This window comes from Staphylococcus saprophyticus subsp. saprophyticus ATCC 15305 = NCTC 7292 (assembly GCF_000010125.1).
GTDB classification, from domain to species: domain Bacteria; phylum Bacillota; class Bacilli; order Staphylococcales; family Staphylococcaceae; genus Staphylococcus; species Staphylococcus saprophyticus.
Genome location: NC_007350.1, coordinates 727,366 through 745,540 on the forward strand (window position 1 = coordinate 727,366; position 18,175 = coordinate 745,540).

At 33.7% G+C, this 18,175-nt stretch carries 15 protein-coding genes and 1 rRNA gene; 14 read left to right on the top strand and 2 right to left on the bottom strand.

Translation table 11 applies throughout. The annotated features are described in order from the left end of the window. Positions 1 to 66: 66 nt before the first annotated feature. From SSP_RS03440 to SSP_RS03470, 7 genes are all read left to right on the top strand, one after another. Positions 67 to 1,242 (top strand): MFS transporter, encoded by a 1,176-nt coding sequence (locus tag SSP_RS03440; protein ID WP_011302621.1) that lies wholly within the window; start codon positions 67 to 69, stop codon positions 1,240 to 1,242. Then, the gene (locus SSP_RS03445; RefSeq protein WP_011302622.1) at positions 1,239 to 2,996 is read left to right on the top strand and encodes an IucA/IucC family protein; all 1,758 of its coding nucleotides are present in this window, start codon (positions 1,239 to 1,241) and stop codon (positions 2,994 to 2,996) included. The genes SSP_RS03440 and SSP_RS03445 overlap by 4 nt, the downstream gene beginning before the upstream one ends. A gap of 3 nt (positions 2,997 to 2,999) precedes the next feature. Further along, on the top strand, positions 3,000 to 4,061 hold the full coding sequence (locus SSP_RS03450; protein WP_011302623.1) for an alanine/ornithine racemase family PLP-dependent enzyme: 1,062 nt from the start codon (positions 3,000 to 3,002) through the stop codon (positions 4,059 to 4,061). Positions 4,062 to 4,155: 94 nt separating this feature from the next. Then, a complete protein-coding gene (locus SSP_RS03455) occupies positions 4,156 to 5,166 on the top strand; it encodes an ABC transporter substrate-binding protein (protein ID WP_011302624.1) in 1,011 nt (336 codons plus the stop codon). Positions 5,167 to 5,178: 12 nt separating this feature from the next. Beyond that, the gene (locus tag SSP_RS03460; RefSeq protein ID WP_011302625.1) at positions 5,179 to 6,213 is read left to right on the top strand and encodes a FecCD family ABC transporter permease; all 1,035 of its coding nucleotides are present in this window, start codon (positions 5,179 to 5,181) and stop codon (positions 6,211 to 6,213) included. Then, entirely contained in the window at positions 6,210 to 7,172 is a 963-nt protein-coding gene (locus tag SSP_RS03465; RefSeq protein ID WP_011302626.1) for a FecCD family ABC transporter permease, read from the top strand. Before SSP_RS03460 ends, SSP_RS03465 begins: the two co-directional genes overlap by 4 nt. 216 nt (positions 7,173 to 7,388) lie before the next feature. After that, on the top strand, positions 7,389 to 8,762 hold the full coding sequence (locus SSP_RS03470; protein ID WP_011302627.1) for a YjiH family protein: 1,374 nt from the start codon (positions 7,389 to 7,391) through the stop codon (positions 8,760 to 8,762). Positions 8,763 to 8,930: 168 nt separating this feature from the next. Here SSP_RS03470 and SSP_RS03475 read toward each other — a convergent pair whose 3' ends face one another. Further along, a complete protein-coding gene (locus tag SSP_RS03475; protein WP_011302628.1) occupies positions 8,931 to 9,245 on the bottom strand; it encodes a heme oxygenase in 315 nt (104 codons plus the stop codon). A 203-nt stretch (positions 9,246 to 9,448) separates the two neighbouring features. Beyond that, complete coding sequence (locus tag SSP_RS03480) at positions 9,449 to 9,709, bottom strand: hypothetical protein (RefSeq protein ID WP_002482662.1); 261 nt, start codon at positions 9,707 to 9,709, stop codon at positions 9,449 to 9,451. A gap of 176 nt (positions 9,710 to 9,885) precedes the next feature. Here SSP_RS03480 and SSP_RS03485 point away from each other — a divergent pair, with 176 nt between their 5' ends. The 7 genes from SSP_RS03485 to SSP_RS03515 all read left to right on the top strand — a co-directional run bounded on the left by SSP_RS03485 (position 9,886) and on the right by SSP_RS03515 (position 17,903). Beyond that, entirely contained in the window at positions 9,886 to 10,389 is a 504-nt protein-coding gene (locus SSP_RS03485; RefSeq protein ID WP_011302629.1) for a metal-dependent hydrolase, read from the top strand. A gap of 115 nt (positions 10,390 to 10,504) precedes the next feature. Further along, positions 10,505 to 11,692, top strand: coding sequence for a UTP--glucose-1-phosphate uridylyltransferase (locus SSP_RS03490; RefSeq protein WP_011302630.1), 1,188 nt, complete (start codon positions 10,505 to 10,507; stop codon positions 11,690 to 11,692). Between the two features lie 16 nt (positions 11,693 to 11,708). Then, complete coding sequence (locus SSP_RS03495) at positions 11,709 to 12,392, top strand: PAQR family membrane homeostasis protein TrhA (protein WP_011302631.1); 684 nt, start codon at positions 11,709 to 11,711, stop codon at positions 12,390 to 12,392. Positions 12,393 to 12,566: 174 nt separating this feature from the next. Then, positions 12,567 to 13,904: a multidrug efflux MFS transporter SdrM gene (gene sdrM / locus SSP_RS03500; protein ID WP_002482666.1), complete on the top strand. Its 1,338-nt coding sequence runs from the start codon at positions 12,567 to 12,569 to the stop codon at positions 13,902 to 13,904. 186 nt (positions 13,905 to 14,090) lie between these two features. Continuing rightward, positions 14,091 to 14,549 (top strand): SepA family multidrug efflux transporter, encoded by a 459-nt coding sequence (locus SSP_RS03505; protein ID WP_011302632.1) that lies wholly within the window; start codon positions 14,091 to 14,093, stop codon positions 14,547 to 14,549. A gap of 242 nt (positions 14,550 to 14,791) precedes the next feature. Continuing rightward, positions 14,792 to 15,856: a P-loop NTPase gene (locus tag SSP_RS03510; protein ID WP_002482667.1), complete on the top strand. Its 1,065-nt coding sequence runs from the start codon at positions 14,792 to 14,794 to the stop codon at positions 15,854 to 15,856. Between the two features lie 494 nt (positions 15,857 to 16,350). Next, positions 16,351 to 17,903: ribosomal RNA gene (locus SSP_RS03515) — 16S ribosomal RNA — on the top strand. Positions 17,904 to 18,175 lie beyond the last annotated feature (272 nt).

Consider the following 18,175-nt stretch of genomic DNA (forward strand, 5'->3'; position numbering starts at 1 on the left):
AGATATTTGTATAATCCATATTATCGATAATGATAATTATTATCAATTAAAAACAGGAGGAATTACATGGCAAAGTATTTTTTTCCAAGTTCATTCTTACTGTTTTTAGGGAACTGGATTGGACAAATTACGCTGAATTGGTATGTATTTACTTTATATCATAACGCAATTTATCTCGGATTAATTAATTTTTTCCGACTCGTACCCATTTTGCTCATAAGTGTATGGGCGGGCAGTTTGGCAGATAAATATGAAAAAGGTAATCTTTTAAAAATAACTGTATCAGCGTCTTGCATATTAACTACTATACTATGTATTTTAACATTTCAACATGCAAAACTACCTATTGTTGTATTTTTAATTTATGCGCTTGGGCGGGGAATAATGAGCGCTATAGAAACACCAGTACGTCAAGCAGTGCTACCAGATTTAACTCAAAGATTAACGACGACTCAGGCTGTTGCTTATCACTCATTTATTATTAATATTTGTAGATCGATTGGACCCGCCATCGCAGGTTTTATCATGGCTACTTACAATGCAGAAATAAGTTTTGGCGTTCAAGCGTTTTGCTATCTTGTATCACTCATACTTTGTTTGCCATTGAACTTTAGTGAGCATATAATAGCTAAGGAAAATACAGATGTAAGCATAAAATATGTGATGACATATTTTAAAGAAAATTTAGAAGGATCTAGAATCTTTGTGACGTCATTATTGATTATGGCAACTGGATTTACCTATACAACGTTATTACCAGTATTAACGGATAAAACATTTCCCAACCAAGTGACTATTTTTGGGAGTGCTATGACGTGTTGTGCGATAGGTGGTATTATTGCAACCATGATTTTACCTAATATTTTAGAGAAAGTATCAATGGTGAAAATGTATTACGTGAGTTCGATTTTATTCGGAGTATCACTGCTTTGTACAATTAGCAGTCAAATTTGGTTGTTATTTACATCTATATTCTTTATAGGTCTTTTTAGCCAATGGGCACGCACTACAAATAGAATTTACTTCCAACATAGAGTGAAAGCAGAACATAGAGGTAAAATACTCAGCGTCGTAATGATGGACAGAGGGATGATTCCTTTAGGCGCAATGGTCATGAGTTTCTTGGCAGAATTTATCGGGATTATTGAAACTTTCGTCATCATGGGTATAAGTACATTTATCATCGCATTCGTATTTAGTGTGATTAGTAGACAAAGAAAAAATGGAGGCAGTATTGTATGATGCATCAAACGTGGCAGTTAGCAGATAGAAATGTACAATATCGTATTTTTAATGCAATTATTAAAGAACAAATTTTTCCTGAAAACATGTTTTTTAACGAGTATGAGCATTTTGTTGAATTGCAAATTCATGGCCAAGTGTTGAAATTACAAAAATCTAGAAAAAGTGCTATGGAAAGATATGAATTTTATGGTGCTATCTCCTATATCAAAAGTAAAGTAGAGACTGAGATTGCTTCATTAGAACAACTTTTAACTGTACTGGATACTCATTTTGATATTCCAATTAGTCAAAGATTAACTGAAGAATTGCTATCCAGTAGAGAAGGGTTCGCATTAACGTATGAACACTTTAATCATAGACAATCGCTAATTCATGCAACACTTAAATTTTCAAAAATGCCTGAAACAATTAATTTCTTTTCATGGCTTCAACATATGGCAGATACTGAACAAATTAATGACTTAAGTTATTCAGAAAGTCTTGTCATCGAAGGTCATCCAACACACCCTTTATCAAAGACGAAGTTACCTTTATCAGAAGCAGAGATTAAACAATATGCACCAGAATTTGAAAAAATAATTGGTTTGCCAATCATGCTTATACATAAACAACATTGTGTCATAACATCTATGGAAAACGATACGGACTTCATTTTAGATGAGATTGTTCCTGAATATCGTTATAAATTAAAAGCCTTCTTGGATGTTCACGACTTGGAATTAAATGATTATAGTTTAATGTTTGTACACCCTTGGCAGTATGAAAAGGTTATTCCGCATCAATTTGCAGAATGGATTGAATCTAAGTATTTATTACCAACACCTTTTGAAGTTGAAGCAAAAGCAACACTATCATTTAGAACGATGCAATTAATAGGGAAACCTTACCATATCAAGTTACCAGTTGATGTACAAACCACAAGTGCAGTACGTACAGTGTCTAGTGTGACAACGGTAGATGGGCCTAAACTCAGTTATGAATTACAGGATATGCTAGATATATATCCTCAACTGCATGTTTCTATGGAGCCGTTTGGTATTCATGCTAAGACGGAGCCTGATATTGCACGTCATTTGGCTTGTATTGTCAGACATCAACCCTATTTGGCTGATAATGGTACAACTATAGTGACAGCGAGTTTAGTCAATAGAAATCCAGTTGATAACCAAATAACAGTAGATAGTTATTTGAATTGGATTAATGATGAAATTACAGAGGATACGATTAAGAAATTTCTCAGTGTTTATACCAAAACATTGATTGATCCTTTAGTAGCCTATATACAAGATTATGGTATTGCGTTAGAAGCACATATGCAAAATACAATTGTTAATTTAGGTCCTAATTATCAAATGCAATTTATTATTAGAGATTTAGGTGGTTCAAGAATTGATTTATCAACATTACAACAAAAATTGCCCAATATCACGCTTACAAATAAAAGTTTAATAGCAGAAAATATAGAATCAGTCATTGCTAAATTTCAACATGCTGTAATTCAAAATCAAATTGCGGAACTGATTCATCATTTTTCTCAATATGATGGGGTTGAAGAAACACAGCTATTTGAGATTGTAAGTGAAATTGTAGAACAAGCAATTGATCCCCATAAACCACATGCCCAAAAATTAAGAAATGTGCTATTTGGGCCGACAATTACTGTTAAAGCTTTATTAAGAATGAGAATGGAAAGCAAAGTGAAACAATATGTAACAATAGATTTGAGGAATCCGATATATAAAGAGGTGTAACGTATGGCGCAAGTAAAAATAAATTTATCAAAAATAAAATACAATGCTCAAGTGCTATCGTCTATTTTTAATCAAAATCATATACGATTTACAGCCGTAATTAAGTGTGTTGGTGGTGATAATAGAATTGTAGAAACACTCAAAGAAATCGGATTGACACACTTTGCAGATGCCCGTATTGAGAACATTACTAAAAGTAAAAATGAAGATCTATCTTTTATGATGATTAGGACGCCAAGTCGAAGCGAATTAAACGATGTCGTGCAGCAAACGGATATCAGTATCCAAACTGAAATAACAACGATTCGACGATTAAATGATATCGCTAGGGAAAAAGGTACGAAACATAAAATATTGTTGATGGTAGATTGGAAAGACGGCCGAGAGGGCATTCTTACTTATGACATCATTGATTATATTAATGAAATCTTGTACATGCACCATGTGTCCATCGTTGGTCTTGCGTTTAATTTTATGTGTTTTCAATCAGTCATACCTACAGAAGAAGATGTGGCTTTAATCAATCAATTTGTAGATTCAGTGGAACGTGAGACAAATATGAAATTTTCAATTATTTCAGGTGGCAATTCGAGTATGATTCCCCAAATGCTTTATAGAGATTTTGGCAGAATTAATGAGTTAAGAATAGGTGAAACTTTATTTAGAGGTGTAGAAACAACAACAAATCAATCCATAGCTTCTTTATATCAAAATGCAATAACCTTAGAAGCGGAAATTGTAGAAATTAAACCTCGAATGAATATTGCTACCGGACATCAATACTTACAAGCGATTGTGGATATAGGAAATTTAGATACAGCTGTTGAAGATATCCAACCGTTACATCACCATATAAGCATTGCAGGTGCTACGAGTGATCATGTCATGCTTGATTTATTGAATCAAGATTACTATCAAGTAGGTGATAAAATACAATTCAGTTTAGGTTATAAAGCATTAGCCCATAGTATGTATATGGTTAATTTAAAAAAAGCTTATCATCACGATGAGATCATAGAAAATTTGTGTAACAATTTTAATGTTGAAAAATCAAATCGTTTTTAAGCTTTAATAAAAAGACTAAAAGTTTTTATTGACACCGATAATCATTATCAATAGAATTAAATATGTAATTATACATATCTAAGGAGGGAAAACGATGAAACATAGTTATAAAATTATGGGTATCCTGTTTTTAACTTTAACACTAGTCATACTGGCTGCCTGTGGTAGTGTCAGTGATAATGATTCGAGTAAATCGGATAAAGGTGATGACAATAAAGATGGTGTGACGATTAAACATGATGGAGGTACTACTAAAGTTGCCAAAGATCCTAAACGTGTTGTTGCACTTGAATTCTCATTTGTTGATGCATTAGCTGCTTTAAATGTGAAACCAGTAGGCGTAGCTGATGATGGTGACAAGAATAGAATTTTGGAACCAATACGAAAAGAAATTGGTGATTATACATCTGTAGGCGCACGTAAACAACCGAACTTAGAAGAAATCAGCAACCAAAAACCGGATGTCATTATTGCAGATACGAATAGACATAAAGGTATTCAAAAAGATTTAGAAAAAATTGCACCAACGATTATGTTACCAAGCTTTGATAGTGATTATAAAGATAATATAGAAGCCTTTAAAACAATTGCTAAAGCAGTCGGTAAAGAAGATAAAGGTAAAGAAAGACTTAAAGAACACGATGAATTAATGGATAAATATAGTAAAGAAATTACTATGGATAAAAAACAACCCGTGTTACCTGCAGTAGTAGCGAAATCAGGATTACTTGCACATCCTGAAAACACATACGTAGGTCAATTATTAAAAGAATTAGGCTTTAATAATGCATTAAATAAAACAAAAACAGATAACTTATCTAAATACTTAAAAGGACCTTACTTACAATTAAATGCCGAAGTATTGTCAGATATTAATCCTGGACGTATGTTTATTATGGCAGACAAAGGTGAAAACGATCCAAATCTTAAAAAACAAGAAAATAATCCAGTTTGGCAAGATTTAGATGCAGTGAAAAATAATCGTGTTTCTGTAGTAGATCGAAATACATGGGCACGTGCACGTGGCATTATTTCTTCTGAGGAAATTGCTAAGCAACTAGTAGATATTTCTAAAGAGGAAAAAAAGGATAATCAACAAAAGTAGGGTGACAGGTAAATGACTAAATCAAATAGCATTGACCCAACCAAATTAATAGAGAAAAAAACAAAAAAACGCACAGCACTCACATTTATTGTGAGTGTGTGTGCGCTTTTTGTCATTATATACTTCAATTTAAGTGTAGGGTCGTCGCATATTACGTTTAACGATTTCATGGATTACATATGGCATCATACCGACACAAAACAAACATTTTTAATACATAATGTGCGTATGCCACGCATGTTGGCAGCCTTATTCATTGGTGCTGCCCTGGGTGTAGCAGGTCTGTTAATGCAGGCAATGACGAGAAACCCATTGGCATCACCTCAAATTTTTGGCGTGAATGCCGGTGCTTCATTTGTTATCGTCTTTATCACTATGATTGTACCTGCTTTATCTGAATACGCAACCATACTTGCATTTGTAGGCGCATTTATAGGCGGACTTACAGTATATTTTCTATCTGGATCCACTAAGGGCATGACGCCAGTTAAACTAGCACTAGCTGGTATGGCAATCCATCTATTTTTTTCTAGCTTGACTCAAGGCATTATCCTTTTAAATGAAGATGCAACTTCAACGGTAATGTTTTGGCTTGTGGGTTCATTATCTACAATACAATGGCCACAAATTATAGGTGTCATACCATGGTTTGTGCTCGCATTTATAGGGGCCATTGCGATTGCTAAGCAACTAACAATCATGGAACTTGGTGAAGATTTAGCTACGTCTTTAGGACAAAATGTTAAATTAGTAAGAATAGCCACTGGTTTATTGGTCATTGTACTTGCAGGGGCATCCGTTTCAATTGCAGGACCAATTGGATTTGTAGGATTAATTGTACCTCATATTGTAAAACACTATATACGTGCAGATTATAGATTAATGGTTCCACTGACAATGGTGATTGGTGCAGATTTACTATTGTTATCTGATGTTTTAAGTCGATTAATTGCTTTTCCATTTGAATCACCAGTTGGTATCGTGACTTCATTTGTAGGCGCACTATACTTCTTATTAATAACAATTAAAGGAGTCGATAGATTATGATGGGTAAATTAACTTTGCGTTATAGCATCGTAACAGTTTTGTTAATAATTTCTGCAATCGCATCATTGTCTATCGGTGCTGTATTTATGAATCCAATTGAAGCGGTTAAAAGTTTATTTAATCATGATAATTTTATTTTAAATGAATATAGAATACCTCGAATGTTTCTAGCAATAATTGTTGGTAGTAGTTTAGCAATATCTGGCTCATTGATACAAGGTGTCGTGAGAAATGCCCTAGCGTCTCCAGATGTTATTGGTATTACAAAAGGTGCCAGTTTATCTGCTGTAACAATTATTATGTTGTTTCCTTCTGCACCGTTGTTTATACTACCTTTTGGTTCGTTTGCAGGAGCATTGTGTATTAGTATCATATTAACTGTATTGATATCTAAGTTTAATGTTCAAGGCTCAAAACTTGCACTTATAGGTTTAGCAATTGGTGCGATTTGTACAGCAATTGTGCAATATTTATTAATTCGAAATCCAATGGATGCAAATACGGCATTAGTTTGGTTAACAGGTAGTTTGTATGGTCACAGTATGATGAATGTTTGGGTTATTTTGCCTTGGTTTATCATCGCACTTCCGATTATTCTATATTATTGTCATCAACTCGATATTTTGTCATTAGGTGATGATATTGCAACGGCATTAGGGACAAAAGTGAAAAAAATTAAAATGATTCTTCTATTATTAGCTGTCATTTTAGCCGGTGCATCTATTTCAATTGTGGGTGGATTGAGTTTTCTAGGATTGATAGCGCCGCATATTGCAAGAAGAATTGTAGGTCATAAACACATTCATATTACGCTAATGTCAGGGTTGATTGGGGCTTTACTCCTTTCAATCAGTGATTGCATTGCAAGAGGCGTCCATCCGCCCCTTGATATTCCAGTAGGGGTGATTGTGGCAATTGTAGGTGTACCATACTTTTTATTTTTATTAAGAAAAATTTAATTTAAATTAAGTAAAGAAATAGGATGTAAATTGCAAAAGTAATCGCTTTCATTTAAAGTAGAATTAATTCTATGCTTATAGAATCGATTCTACTTTTTTAAAATGACAGTAAATAGACAAAAATTACCGATTTACATATTTATACATTATACGTTATAATTATAGCTGTTGTTTTTAAAAATAAAATCAAATTAATACACCTAAGGGGTGAATAGAGTGAATCAATATAGTAAAGCCCAGATTGTACGTGGTCGACTTAAGTTTATTATCATGTCTTTAATTGGCATAATTTTATTCTTAATGCCAATAAGCGTGACTGAAGATGGTGAAAAACAAACAACTTTACCTGTTGCATTTTTAGCTGGACTTTTGAAAGACACTATCGGAGGTGCAATGCCTTTAATTATTGTGATTATTATTACACTATCAGGCATTTTATCTGTATTATGTTCTATAGTACTGAAAAATAAATTAGCACCGGAAGGATTAATGTACAACGCATTTAATGTTAAAATCGGATGGCTCATTTTGAGAATATTAGCAGTTGTATTTGTATGGATTACATATTTAAAAGTCGGCACTGAAGTCATATATTCTGCAGACACAGGTGGTCTTGTATTTGAAAGTTTACTACCGACGTTGGTTACGGTATTTTTCTTTGCTGCACTATTCTTACCATTGCTTATGGAATATGGATTATTGGAATTACTAGGACCAGTATTTAGACCTATTATGAGACCGTTATTCACATTGCCGGGTCGTTCTACAGTAGATAATTTAGCATCTTTTATTGGTGATGGTACGGTAGGTGTCTTAATTACAAGTAGACAATATGAAGAAGGATTCTACTCAAGACGTGAAGCAACAGTGATTGCAACTACATTTAGTGTTGTATCTCTTACCTTTGCAATTGTTGTTGCAGAAACTGTGCACATGCAAAACCATTTCTTCTATTTTTATTTAACGGTTATTATTTCTTGTTTAGTGTGTGCATTTATTTTACCAAGGATTTGGCCTTTAAAATCTATTAAAGATGAATATGCAAAAGAAGTTTCTGAGGAAATGAGAACTGAGCAGCTACCAGAAAACAAAACGCCATTAAGACATGGATTTGACATGGCTACAGAAACTGGTATTAAAGCACCTGGTTTTAGATTATTTTTCAAATCAGGTTTTAAAACAGTGATTGATATGTGGTTCGTTATTTTGCCAGTAGTCATGAGTGTAGGGACATTAGCTACAATTATCGCGACATATACGCCTTTATTTTCAATTATTGGTAAACCATTTGTACCATTTTTAGAATTACTACAAATTCCTGAAGCTGTACAAGCCTCAGAGACTGTATTAATTGGATTTGCCGATATGTTTTTACCATCTATTTTAATTGAAGGTGTAGGTAATGATATTACTTTATTTGTAGTTGGTGCATTAAGTATTACTCAATTAATATACTTATCAGAAGTAGGCGGTGTGATCTTAGGATCAAAGATACCTGTGAGTATTTTTAAGCTTTTCGTTATTTTCTTAATTAGAACGATCATTGCGTTACCTATTATTTCATTGATGGCACATTTATATTTCAATTAATAGGCGCCTTTACAGATTAAATATCACATTGTATTACTAAAGTATTGTCATACAAAAAGCCATAAAGCAATCTATCAATATAGATACTTTATGGCTATTTTTAATTTGTCATATAATGTATGAACTGTAAAAACTACCGGTACTGGTATCGCTAATATAACGTCAGAGTTATGAGAGCTCTGAAATCACATTTGCTTTAACTACTTTATTACCTAGGATAGGTGAATCGTCACTTTTAGTTTTTGATTTACCTTCATGTGCTTCTTTGAAAGCATCGCTCTTCAACCAACCTTTAAAGTCATCTTCAGAATCCCACCAAGTATTGATATACATTTGATCGTAATCTGCTTCATCATCAATAAGCCAAACTTCAACTTTTTGGAAACCTTCTAATTCTTGGATTTTACCACCTTGAGTAAACTTTGGTGCCATTTTTTCTGCGAAGCCTTTTTTAACATCGATTCGATTTGTTACAACGTACATGCTGCGCACCTTCTTTCATTAATATAAATATATTATAGCATTGTTGATTTAAGAAGGTAATTGAGAACGCTTATTAATAGCGAGCAGATTACAATTGAAAGGCAGTAAATGGTTCAAGCTATTTATAGCAAAGTGAAAATCTCATTAGGTCATTTGTTATACCTCTTTTTATTAATTTTATTTAAGTGAAGTTATTGTATGAATTACTTGGTAACTTCATTATAAACTTTTTGATCATTTTGCGTATAAATAATGTATTCATGGTCATCAGTATCGATGATAACGCGGTTCGTTTTTCCAAATGTAGAACCGATTCTCGAAACTTTATCTCTATCGAGTTTTGGTACTTCATGGATATTTTGATCTTGTGAAATGTTCTTAATTTCACTTGTTGGAATTTTGATATCTGCAACTCTCCACTGAATTCTTACTTCATTGTTATCTTTTTTTACTGTCATTGCCATAACTCGAACACATCCTTTAAATAATTTGTAGATATATCATACAATATATTGCAATCGTTTTCAAGAGATTGTGTGATACTTTTTCAAAAAAGGTTATACTCATATGTTTTTTACGAAAGTATGTTCGCATTAATCGTGTGATTATGCTAAAATATTAATGATAAGGAGAAGTGAAAATGACAGGTAAAACACATGCATCATGCGGCTTATTAGTCGGGGCTTTAACTATAGAATATTTTCATACAGATTTGTTTACTTCGATCACAGTTATTACGCTTGCAGTCATATCAAGTTTATTACCTGATATTTGTCATCCCCAAAGCAAGATAGGAAGACGATTTAAACTGATTAGTTTTTTCATTAGAATGATATTTGGGCACAGGACATTCACACATTCATTGTTATTCATCGCAATTATTGTTTGTTTACTATATGTCATACAAACGTCATCATACTATTTAGTTACGATTATTCTAGGATTGCTTTCACATGTTATACTAGATATGCTAACGCCAAGAGGTGTTAAGTTATTTTATCCGATACCAATTAATGTGAAATTCCTAGTTGTATTTAAAACTGGTGGGCTAGTTGATATCTCATTGGCAAGTGCATTGACCATTGGCGCAATTTATGTGATTTTTCAGCCATTTTTTAATAATCTATTCTTGAATTGGTTATAATTATGGTTGTCCTAAGAATCATAATAATATAAAGTACATATAGTGAAATGATATATCCATATTATAAAAAAGGTATAAATTATATCTGATTAAAGGGATATTAAGGAGAGAGAGCATGTTAGATAAGAAAACACTAGAAAAGTTTAATCAAGAACATCTCATTGAGTTTGAAAAATTAATGAGTTCAAATGAGAAAGAACACTTATCTGAAAAACTTGAATCATTAAATTTAGCTGATATTAGAAATTTATATAATGATTTATACTTGAATAAAAAGGTAATTGATGATGTTTCTTCTGTTAATGAAGTCAAATATGACGTGAAAAGCGAATTTACAGTTGATGAAATCGAACAATATGAAAAAATTGGACTTGATGCGATTAAAAAAGGCAAATTTGCAGTTTTATTAATGGCTGGTGGTCAAGGGACAAGGTTAGGCTACAAAGGTCCAAAAGGTTCATTTGAAATTGAAGATACGAGTTTGTTTGAAATTCAAGCGAAACAATTATTGGCATTAAAAGAACAAACAGGTCAGTATATCGACTGGTATATTATGACAAGTAAAATTAATGATAAAGAAACACAACTATATTTCGAGTCGAAAAATTATTTTGGTTACGACAGAGATCATGTACACTTCTTTATGCAAGATAATATTGTCGCTTTGTCAGAGGAGGGTAAACTGGTATTGGATGTGGATAGTAATATTCTTGAAACGCCAAACGGTAATGGTGGTGTATTTAAATCATTAGCAAAATCAGGTTATTTAGATGAAATGACTGAAAATGGCGTCGAATATATTTTCTTAAATAATATTGATAATGTGTTAGTTAAAGTATTAGATCCATTATTTGCAGGATACACATTTCAGAAAAGTATGGACATCACTACTAAGTCCATACAACCCAAGGATGGGGAAAGTGTTGGTAGGTTAGTCAATGCGAATCAAAAAGACACGGTTCTAGAATATTCAGAATTAGATCCAGAAATAGCTAATGAGTTTAACAATGCTAATATTGGAATCCACTCATTTAAACTGGCGTTTATCAATAATGTTGTTGATAACGACTTACCATATCATTTAGCGATTAAAAACTTAAAACAATTAGATGAAGACTTTGGTGTAATTGAACTACCGACATTAAAGTTTGAACTATTTTATTTTGATATCTTCCAATATGCGCATAGTTTTGTAACATTACAGGTACCTAGAGAGGAAGAATTCTCTCCACTTAAGAATAAAGAAGGTAAAGATAGTGTTGAAACGGCTACGGCTGATTTAAAACGCATGAATATGATATAAAAAGGTGGTTACACTCATGTCTCATTCAGTAGAAGCTGAAGATAATAAACTGGTTAAAACATTTAAAGATATTATTCCCCTGACTTTTGGGGAAGAAATTGGCAACTCAGTATCACATGGAGTGGCTGCTTTTATAGCATTATGTGCATTGCCTTATGCAGCGATACATAGTTTTCTTGAATATGGTGTGTTAGGTGCCTTTAGTGTCTCTGTTTATGTAATAAGTATTTTTTTAATGTTTATCTCATCAACGGTATATCATGCCATGCCAAATCAATCATCACATAAATTCATATTAAGAATAATCGATCATAGTATGATTTATGTCGCGATTGCAGGTACTTATACACCGATATGTCTTACTTTGGTCGGTGGTTGGATTGGCTGGTCTAGCATGGTTGTCTTGTGGGGCATTACAATCTGGGGCATTCTTTACAAATCGTTAGCAAAAAATGTTAATCATAAGTTAAGTTTGATTATGTATTTAGTTATGGGATGGATTGGTGTACTATTTTTGCCAACAATTATTTTTGATTCATCTTTACTATTTATGTTATTTATATTGTTTGGTGGACTTGCCTATACAATAGGAGCTTGGTTTTATGCTCAAAAAAACCGTCCGTATTTTCATATGATATGGCATTTCTTCATTATAGTTGCATCCGTATTTCACTTTGTAGCTATCATGTATTTTATGTAAGATAATTAAAGTTGTTAACAATGTTCATTGACATTGTTAGCAGCTTTTTTTATGGCATGTTTAAATGTTGTATGCACTGAAGAGCGTTTTTGAAAAATGTGTTGAACTTATAAATAAATAATGGTTAAGTAGATATTGATATTGTTACAAAATTTAAGGGTTAGGAAGTTATATATGAATATAAAATCATTAGGCATTATTATTGCGTTAATATTAATTATGTTTATGTCTGCAATAGAAACTTCAATCGTTTCCTTAGCATTGCCAACTATAAAAAATGATTTAAACGTAACGTCATCTATTTCATTGATATTTGCTGTGTATTTTATTGCAATTGTTATTGCAAACCCGATTGTTGGAGAATTGTTAGATCGTACTAAAATTATATATATTACATTATTAGGGCTTATGTTATTTACAATAGGAAGTTTATTTTCAGGGCTAAGTGACACATTTACCATGTTAATCATCTCTCGCTTTATTCAAGGATTGGGTGCAGGTGTCATGATGGCATTAAGCCAAATTGTCCCAAAACTGGCATTTGAGATACCTTTACGCTATAAAATCATGGGAATCGTTGGAAGTGTATGGGGGATATCCAGTATTATAGGACCTGTTTTAGGTGGCGGTATTTTAGAGTTTGCTACATGGCATTGGCTATTCTTCGTGAATATTCCAATTTCAATTATTGCAATCATACTTGTAGTGATTACATTTCATTTCGAGAATGAAAGTACATCAACTAGTGCTAAATTAGATGTAAAAGGCTTATCGTTATTTTATACTTTTGTATTCTTTTTAATATTTGCAGTGATGTATACAGCCAATATTTATTTAAATATCATTTCAATCATATTAGCTACGGTTGTCGGTGTTGTGTTATATAGAAATGAAAAGACAATAAAAACACCTTTTATACCAGTGCAAGAATTTAATAAAACAATTGTTTTAATATTTTTTACTGATTTTGCATATGCAATTATACTTATGGGTTATAACCTCTATATGCCAATTTATTTACAAGAAGATCTTGGCTTATCTCCATTACAAAGTGGGTTTGTTATTTTTCCAATTTCGTTTGCGTGGCTAGTATTGAATTTTAATTTAGATAAAATAGAAGCAAAAATGACTAGGAAGGCATTATATATATTTGCATTTACATGTTTAATGCTTTGTGGCATTTTAGTATTTATAGGAACTAACTCTCCAATTTTTATTGCTTGTAGTTTGTTATTAGCAGGTATAAGCTTTGGTACAGTTTATACTAAAGATAGTGTTATCACACAAGAAGAAACCTCTCCTAAAAATATGAAGCGTATGATGTCATTATACACTTTGACTAAGAGCCTGGGTAATTCAGTCGGATCGACAATTATGGGCTATGTCTATGCGTTATCTATTCCAATTATTGGTTTGCATATTCATAACATTGTAATTTTGAGCTTTGTCATCTTGTTTATACTTATAATATTATGGTCCATCACATATCGAAAACAAGATACATTAACTTAACATGTTTTAACATTGCTAAGTGTTTTTGTTTAAAATGAATAACAAATGATAATATAGTAGGTTGAATTTCTGTCGTTTGGTCATATAAAGTTATAATGGTAAGATATATAATGCATTCATATCACATATAAGAAAATATATGTTTATATAGTCAATGATTGATTAAGAAAGGGAGGACAGTAAGCTATGAAATATTTAAGATATTTATTAACAACGCTTATTGTGCTTTCTGTATTTATTATTTCTGGTGCGATTTTTTTAACTTTTTTAGGATTTGGTTTATACGGATTAAGTAGAATTTTAATCTACTTTCATCTTGCATATTTTGGTTATAATAAAAGTTTTTACGATAACTTGATATATTACGGTAGTTATATTGTATTAGGCTATTTCAATTTATTCATTGTAGAAAATTTAATGGATTATTTTAGAAAAAAATTACCTGAAAATCTTTACTTTCAAGGACTTACCTTTCAATTAATTACGTTTTCAGTAACTACATTGTTGTTTTATTTTATAGTGCACATACATTATACCTATATCGACATCGACTTTTGGGTAATTGTATTAATTATTGGCGTATTATTCATCTGTAAAGAAATATTTTATCCTGATAGTAAAAATTTAAATCAAAAAAATAAATAATGTAAGTGAACATTATATTCTTAAACATAAGGAAGATCTTGCATATTTTGAATTCCAAACAACTTAAATACATTGATCTAAAGTGAAAGTAGTTAGCTTATTATTCTAATATTAAGAATAGATTGAGCTAACTGCTTTTTTATTGAACAAATTATATTTATACTTAAATTAAGCTATTTGAAGCAAATGTTAGTTTTGTTTGTTAAAATATAATTGATATTTAAATAAGAGGGGGACGCTTTGTGTTAACGATAGCGCAAGTTAAAGAACTTGTTGGAGAATTAAAAGATCCAATAATAGATGTACCATTAAAAGAAACAGATGGAATAGTAGAAGTTACTATTAAAGAAGAGATAGAACACGTTAGTGTTAAAGTAGCAATGGCGCAATTAGGTGGACAACCGCAATTAGATTTGCAAATGGCTATTGTAGAAGTATTAAAGGAAAATGGAGCAAACACGGTTGGCATCAGATTTGAAGAATTGCCGAGTGATGTTGTTGAGCAATATCGTGGCTCTGGCGAAAACGAAAATCAAACCATTGAAGGATTACTGTCAAAAGATAATCCAGTAGAATTTATCGCTATTGCTTCTGGTAAAGGGGGCGTTGGTAAATCAACAGTCGCTGTTAATCTAGCAGTATCATTAGCGCGTGAAGGTAAAAAAGTAGGCTTAGTAGATGCTGATATCTACGGTTTTAGTGTTCCAGATATGATGGGAATTGATGAGAAACCAGGTGTACAAGGCAAAGAAATCATTCCCGTAGAACGTCATGGTGTGAAAGTGATCTCAATGGCATTCTTTGTAGAAGAGAATGCACCAGTGATTTGGAGAGGACCCATGCTAGGTAAAATGTTAACTAATTTCTTTGTAGAAGTTAGATGGGGAGATTTAGACTACCTTATCTTAGATCTACCTCCAGGCACAGGAGATATTGCATTAGATGTTCATACGATGCTACCTTCAAGTAAGGAAATTATAGTGACAACGCCACATCCAACAGCAGCATTTGTCGCAGCCCGTGCTGGCGCAATGGCTAAACATACAGAACATTCTATTCTAGGTGTAATCGAAAATATGTCTTATTTCCAAAGTAAAGAAACAGGGAATAAAGAATATGTATTCGGTACTGGTGGCGGAGAAAAACTTGCAGAAGAACTACAAACTGACTTGCTAGGACACCTCCCGTTAGAACAACCATCTTGGAATCCAAAAGACTTTGCACCTTCAATTTATCAAGCTGATGATCGACTCGGTGAAATCTATCAATCCATGGCACAACAAATCATTGATAAAACGACAAAATAAGTCATTTCAGTAATGGATAGAGATTATTTTAATTTCTATCCATTTTTTTATTGCAATTTTTTAAAATGGTGGTAGAATAGTTTCTTGTGGCAAACAATTGCTACTAAATAAGTGAACGAAAGAAATCACAAAATCTTAAATTAAATATTGACTTTCCATTGAGGAATTGATATTATTTAAAAGTCGTTAAAAACGGCAATAACATTATTTAAAGAAATTATAAAAAGTGTAAAAAATATACTTGAAATAATCTTAATAATAATTTAATATTATTAAAGTAATGTTAATTACTCATTTAAAAAATATTATTTTTTTGTTGACAAGTTGTTAACAAAAATGGTATAGTAATGAAACAACTATTTAAATGAACATTGAAAACTGAATTGCAATATGTCAACGTTAATTCCGAACACAACATTAAATTGTTGGTTCAAAACAAGTGTTAGAGATAACACAAATTAGTATTTTATGAGCTAATCAAACATCATAATTCATTTATGGAGAGTTTGATCCTGGCTCAGGATGAACGCTGGCGGCGTGCCTAATACATGCAAGTCGAGCGAACAGATAAGGAGCTTGCTCCTTTGACGTTAGCGGCGGACGGGTGAGTAACACGTGGGTAACCTACCTATAAGACTGGGATAACTTCGGGAAACCGGAGCTAATACCGGATAACATTTGGAACCGCATGGTTCTAAAGTGAAAGATGGTTTTGCTATCACTTATAGATGGACCCGCGCCGTATTAGCTAGTTGGTAAGGTAACGGCTTACCAAGGCGACGATACGTAGCCGACCTGAGAGGGTGATCGGCCACACTGGAACTGAGACACGGTCCAGACTCCTACGGGAGGCAGCAGTAGGGAATCTTCCGCAATGGGCGAAAGCCTGACGGAGCAACGCCGCGTGAGTGATGAAGGGTTTCGGCTCGTAAAACTCTGTTATTAGGGAAGAACAAATGTGTAAGTAACTGTGCACGTCTTGACGGTACCTAATCAGAAAGCCACGGCTAACTACGTGCCAGCAGCCGCGGTAATACGTAGGTGGCAAGCGTTATCCGGAATTATTGGGCGTAAAGCGCGCGTAGGCGGTTTCTTAAGTCTGATGTGAAAGCCCACGGCTCAACCGTGGAGGGTCATTGGAAACTGGGAAACTTGAGTGCAGAAGAGGAAAGTGGAATTCCATGTGTAGCGGTGAAATGCGCAGAGATATGGAGGAACACCAGTGGCGAAGGCGACTTTCTGGTCTGTAACTGACGCTGATGTGCGAAAGCGTGGGGATCAAACAGGATTAGATACCCTGGTAGTCCACGCCGTAAACGATGAGTGCTAAGTGTTAGGGGGTTTCCGCCCCTTAGTGCTGCAGCTAACGCATTAAGCACTCCGCCTGGGGAGTACGACCGCAAGGTTGAAACTCAAAGGAATTGACGGGGACCCGCACAAGCGGTGGAGCATGTGGTTTAATTCGAAGCAACGCGAAGAACCTTACCAAATCTTGACATCCTTTGAAAACTCTAGAGATAGAGCCTTCCCCTTCGGGGGACAAAGTGACAGGTGGTGCATGGTTGTCGTCAGCTCGTGTCGTGAGATGTTGGGTTAAGTCCCGCAACGAGCGCAACCCTTAAGCTTAGTTGCCATCATTAAGTTGGGCACTCTAGGTTGACTGCCGGTGACAAACCGGAGGAAGGTGGGGATGACGTCAAATCATCATGCCCCTTATGATTTGGGCTACACACGTGCTACAATGGACAATACAAAGGGCAGCTAAACCGCGAGGTCATGCAAATCCCATAAAGTTGTTCTCAGTTCGGATTGTAGTCTGCAACTCGACTACATGAAGCTGGAATCGCTAGTAATCGTAGATCAGCATGCTACGGTGAATACGTTCCCGGGTCTTGTACACACCGCCCGTCACACCACGAGAGTTTGTAACACCCGAAGCCGGTGGAGTAACCATTTATGGAGCTAGCCGTCGAAGGTGGGACAAATGATTGGGGTGAAGTCGTAACAAGGTAGCCGTATCGGAAGGTGCGGCTGGATCACCTCCTTTCTAAGGATATATTCGGAACATCTTCTTACGAAGATGCAGGAATAACATTGACATATTGTATTCAGTTTTGAATGCTCATTGGAGTATTCATTGCATTATTTTGTACATTGAAAACTAGATAAGTAAGTAAAATTTATGATTTTACCAAGCAAAACCGAGTGAATTAGAGTTTTTTAACAAGCTTTGAATTCAAAAAGAAATAATCGCTAGTGTTCGAAAGAACACTCACAGATTAATAACATTTTGGGTTTTCAACCGACTTGTTCGTGTTG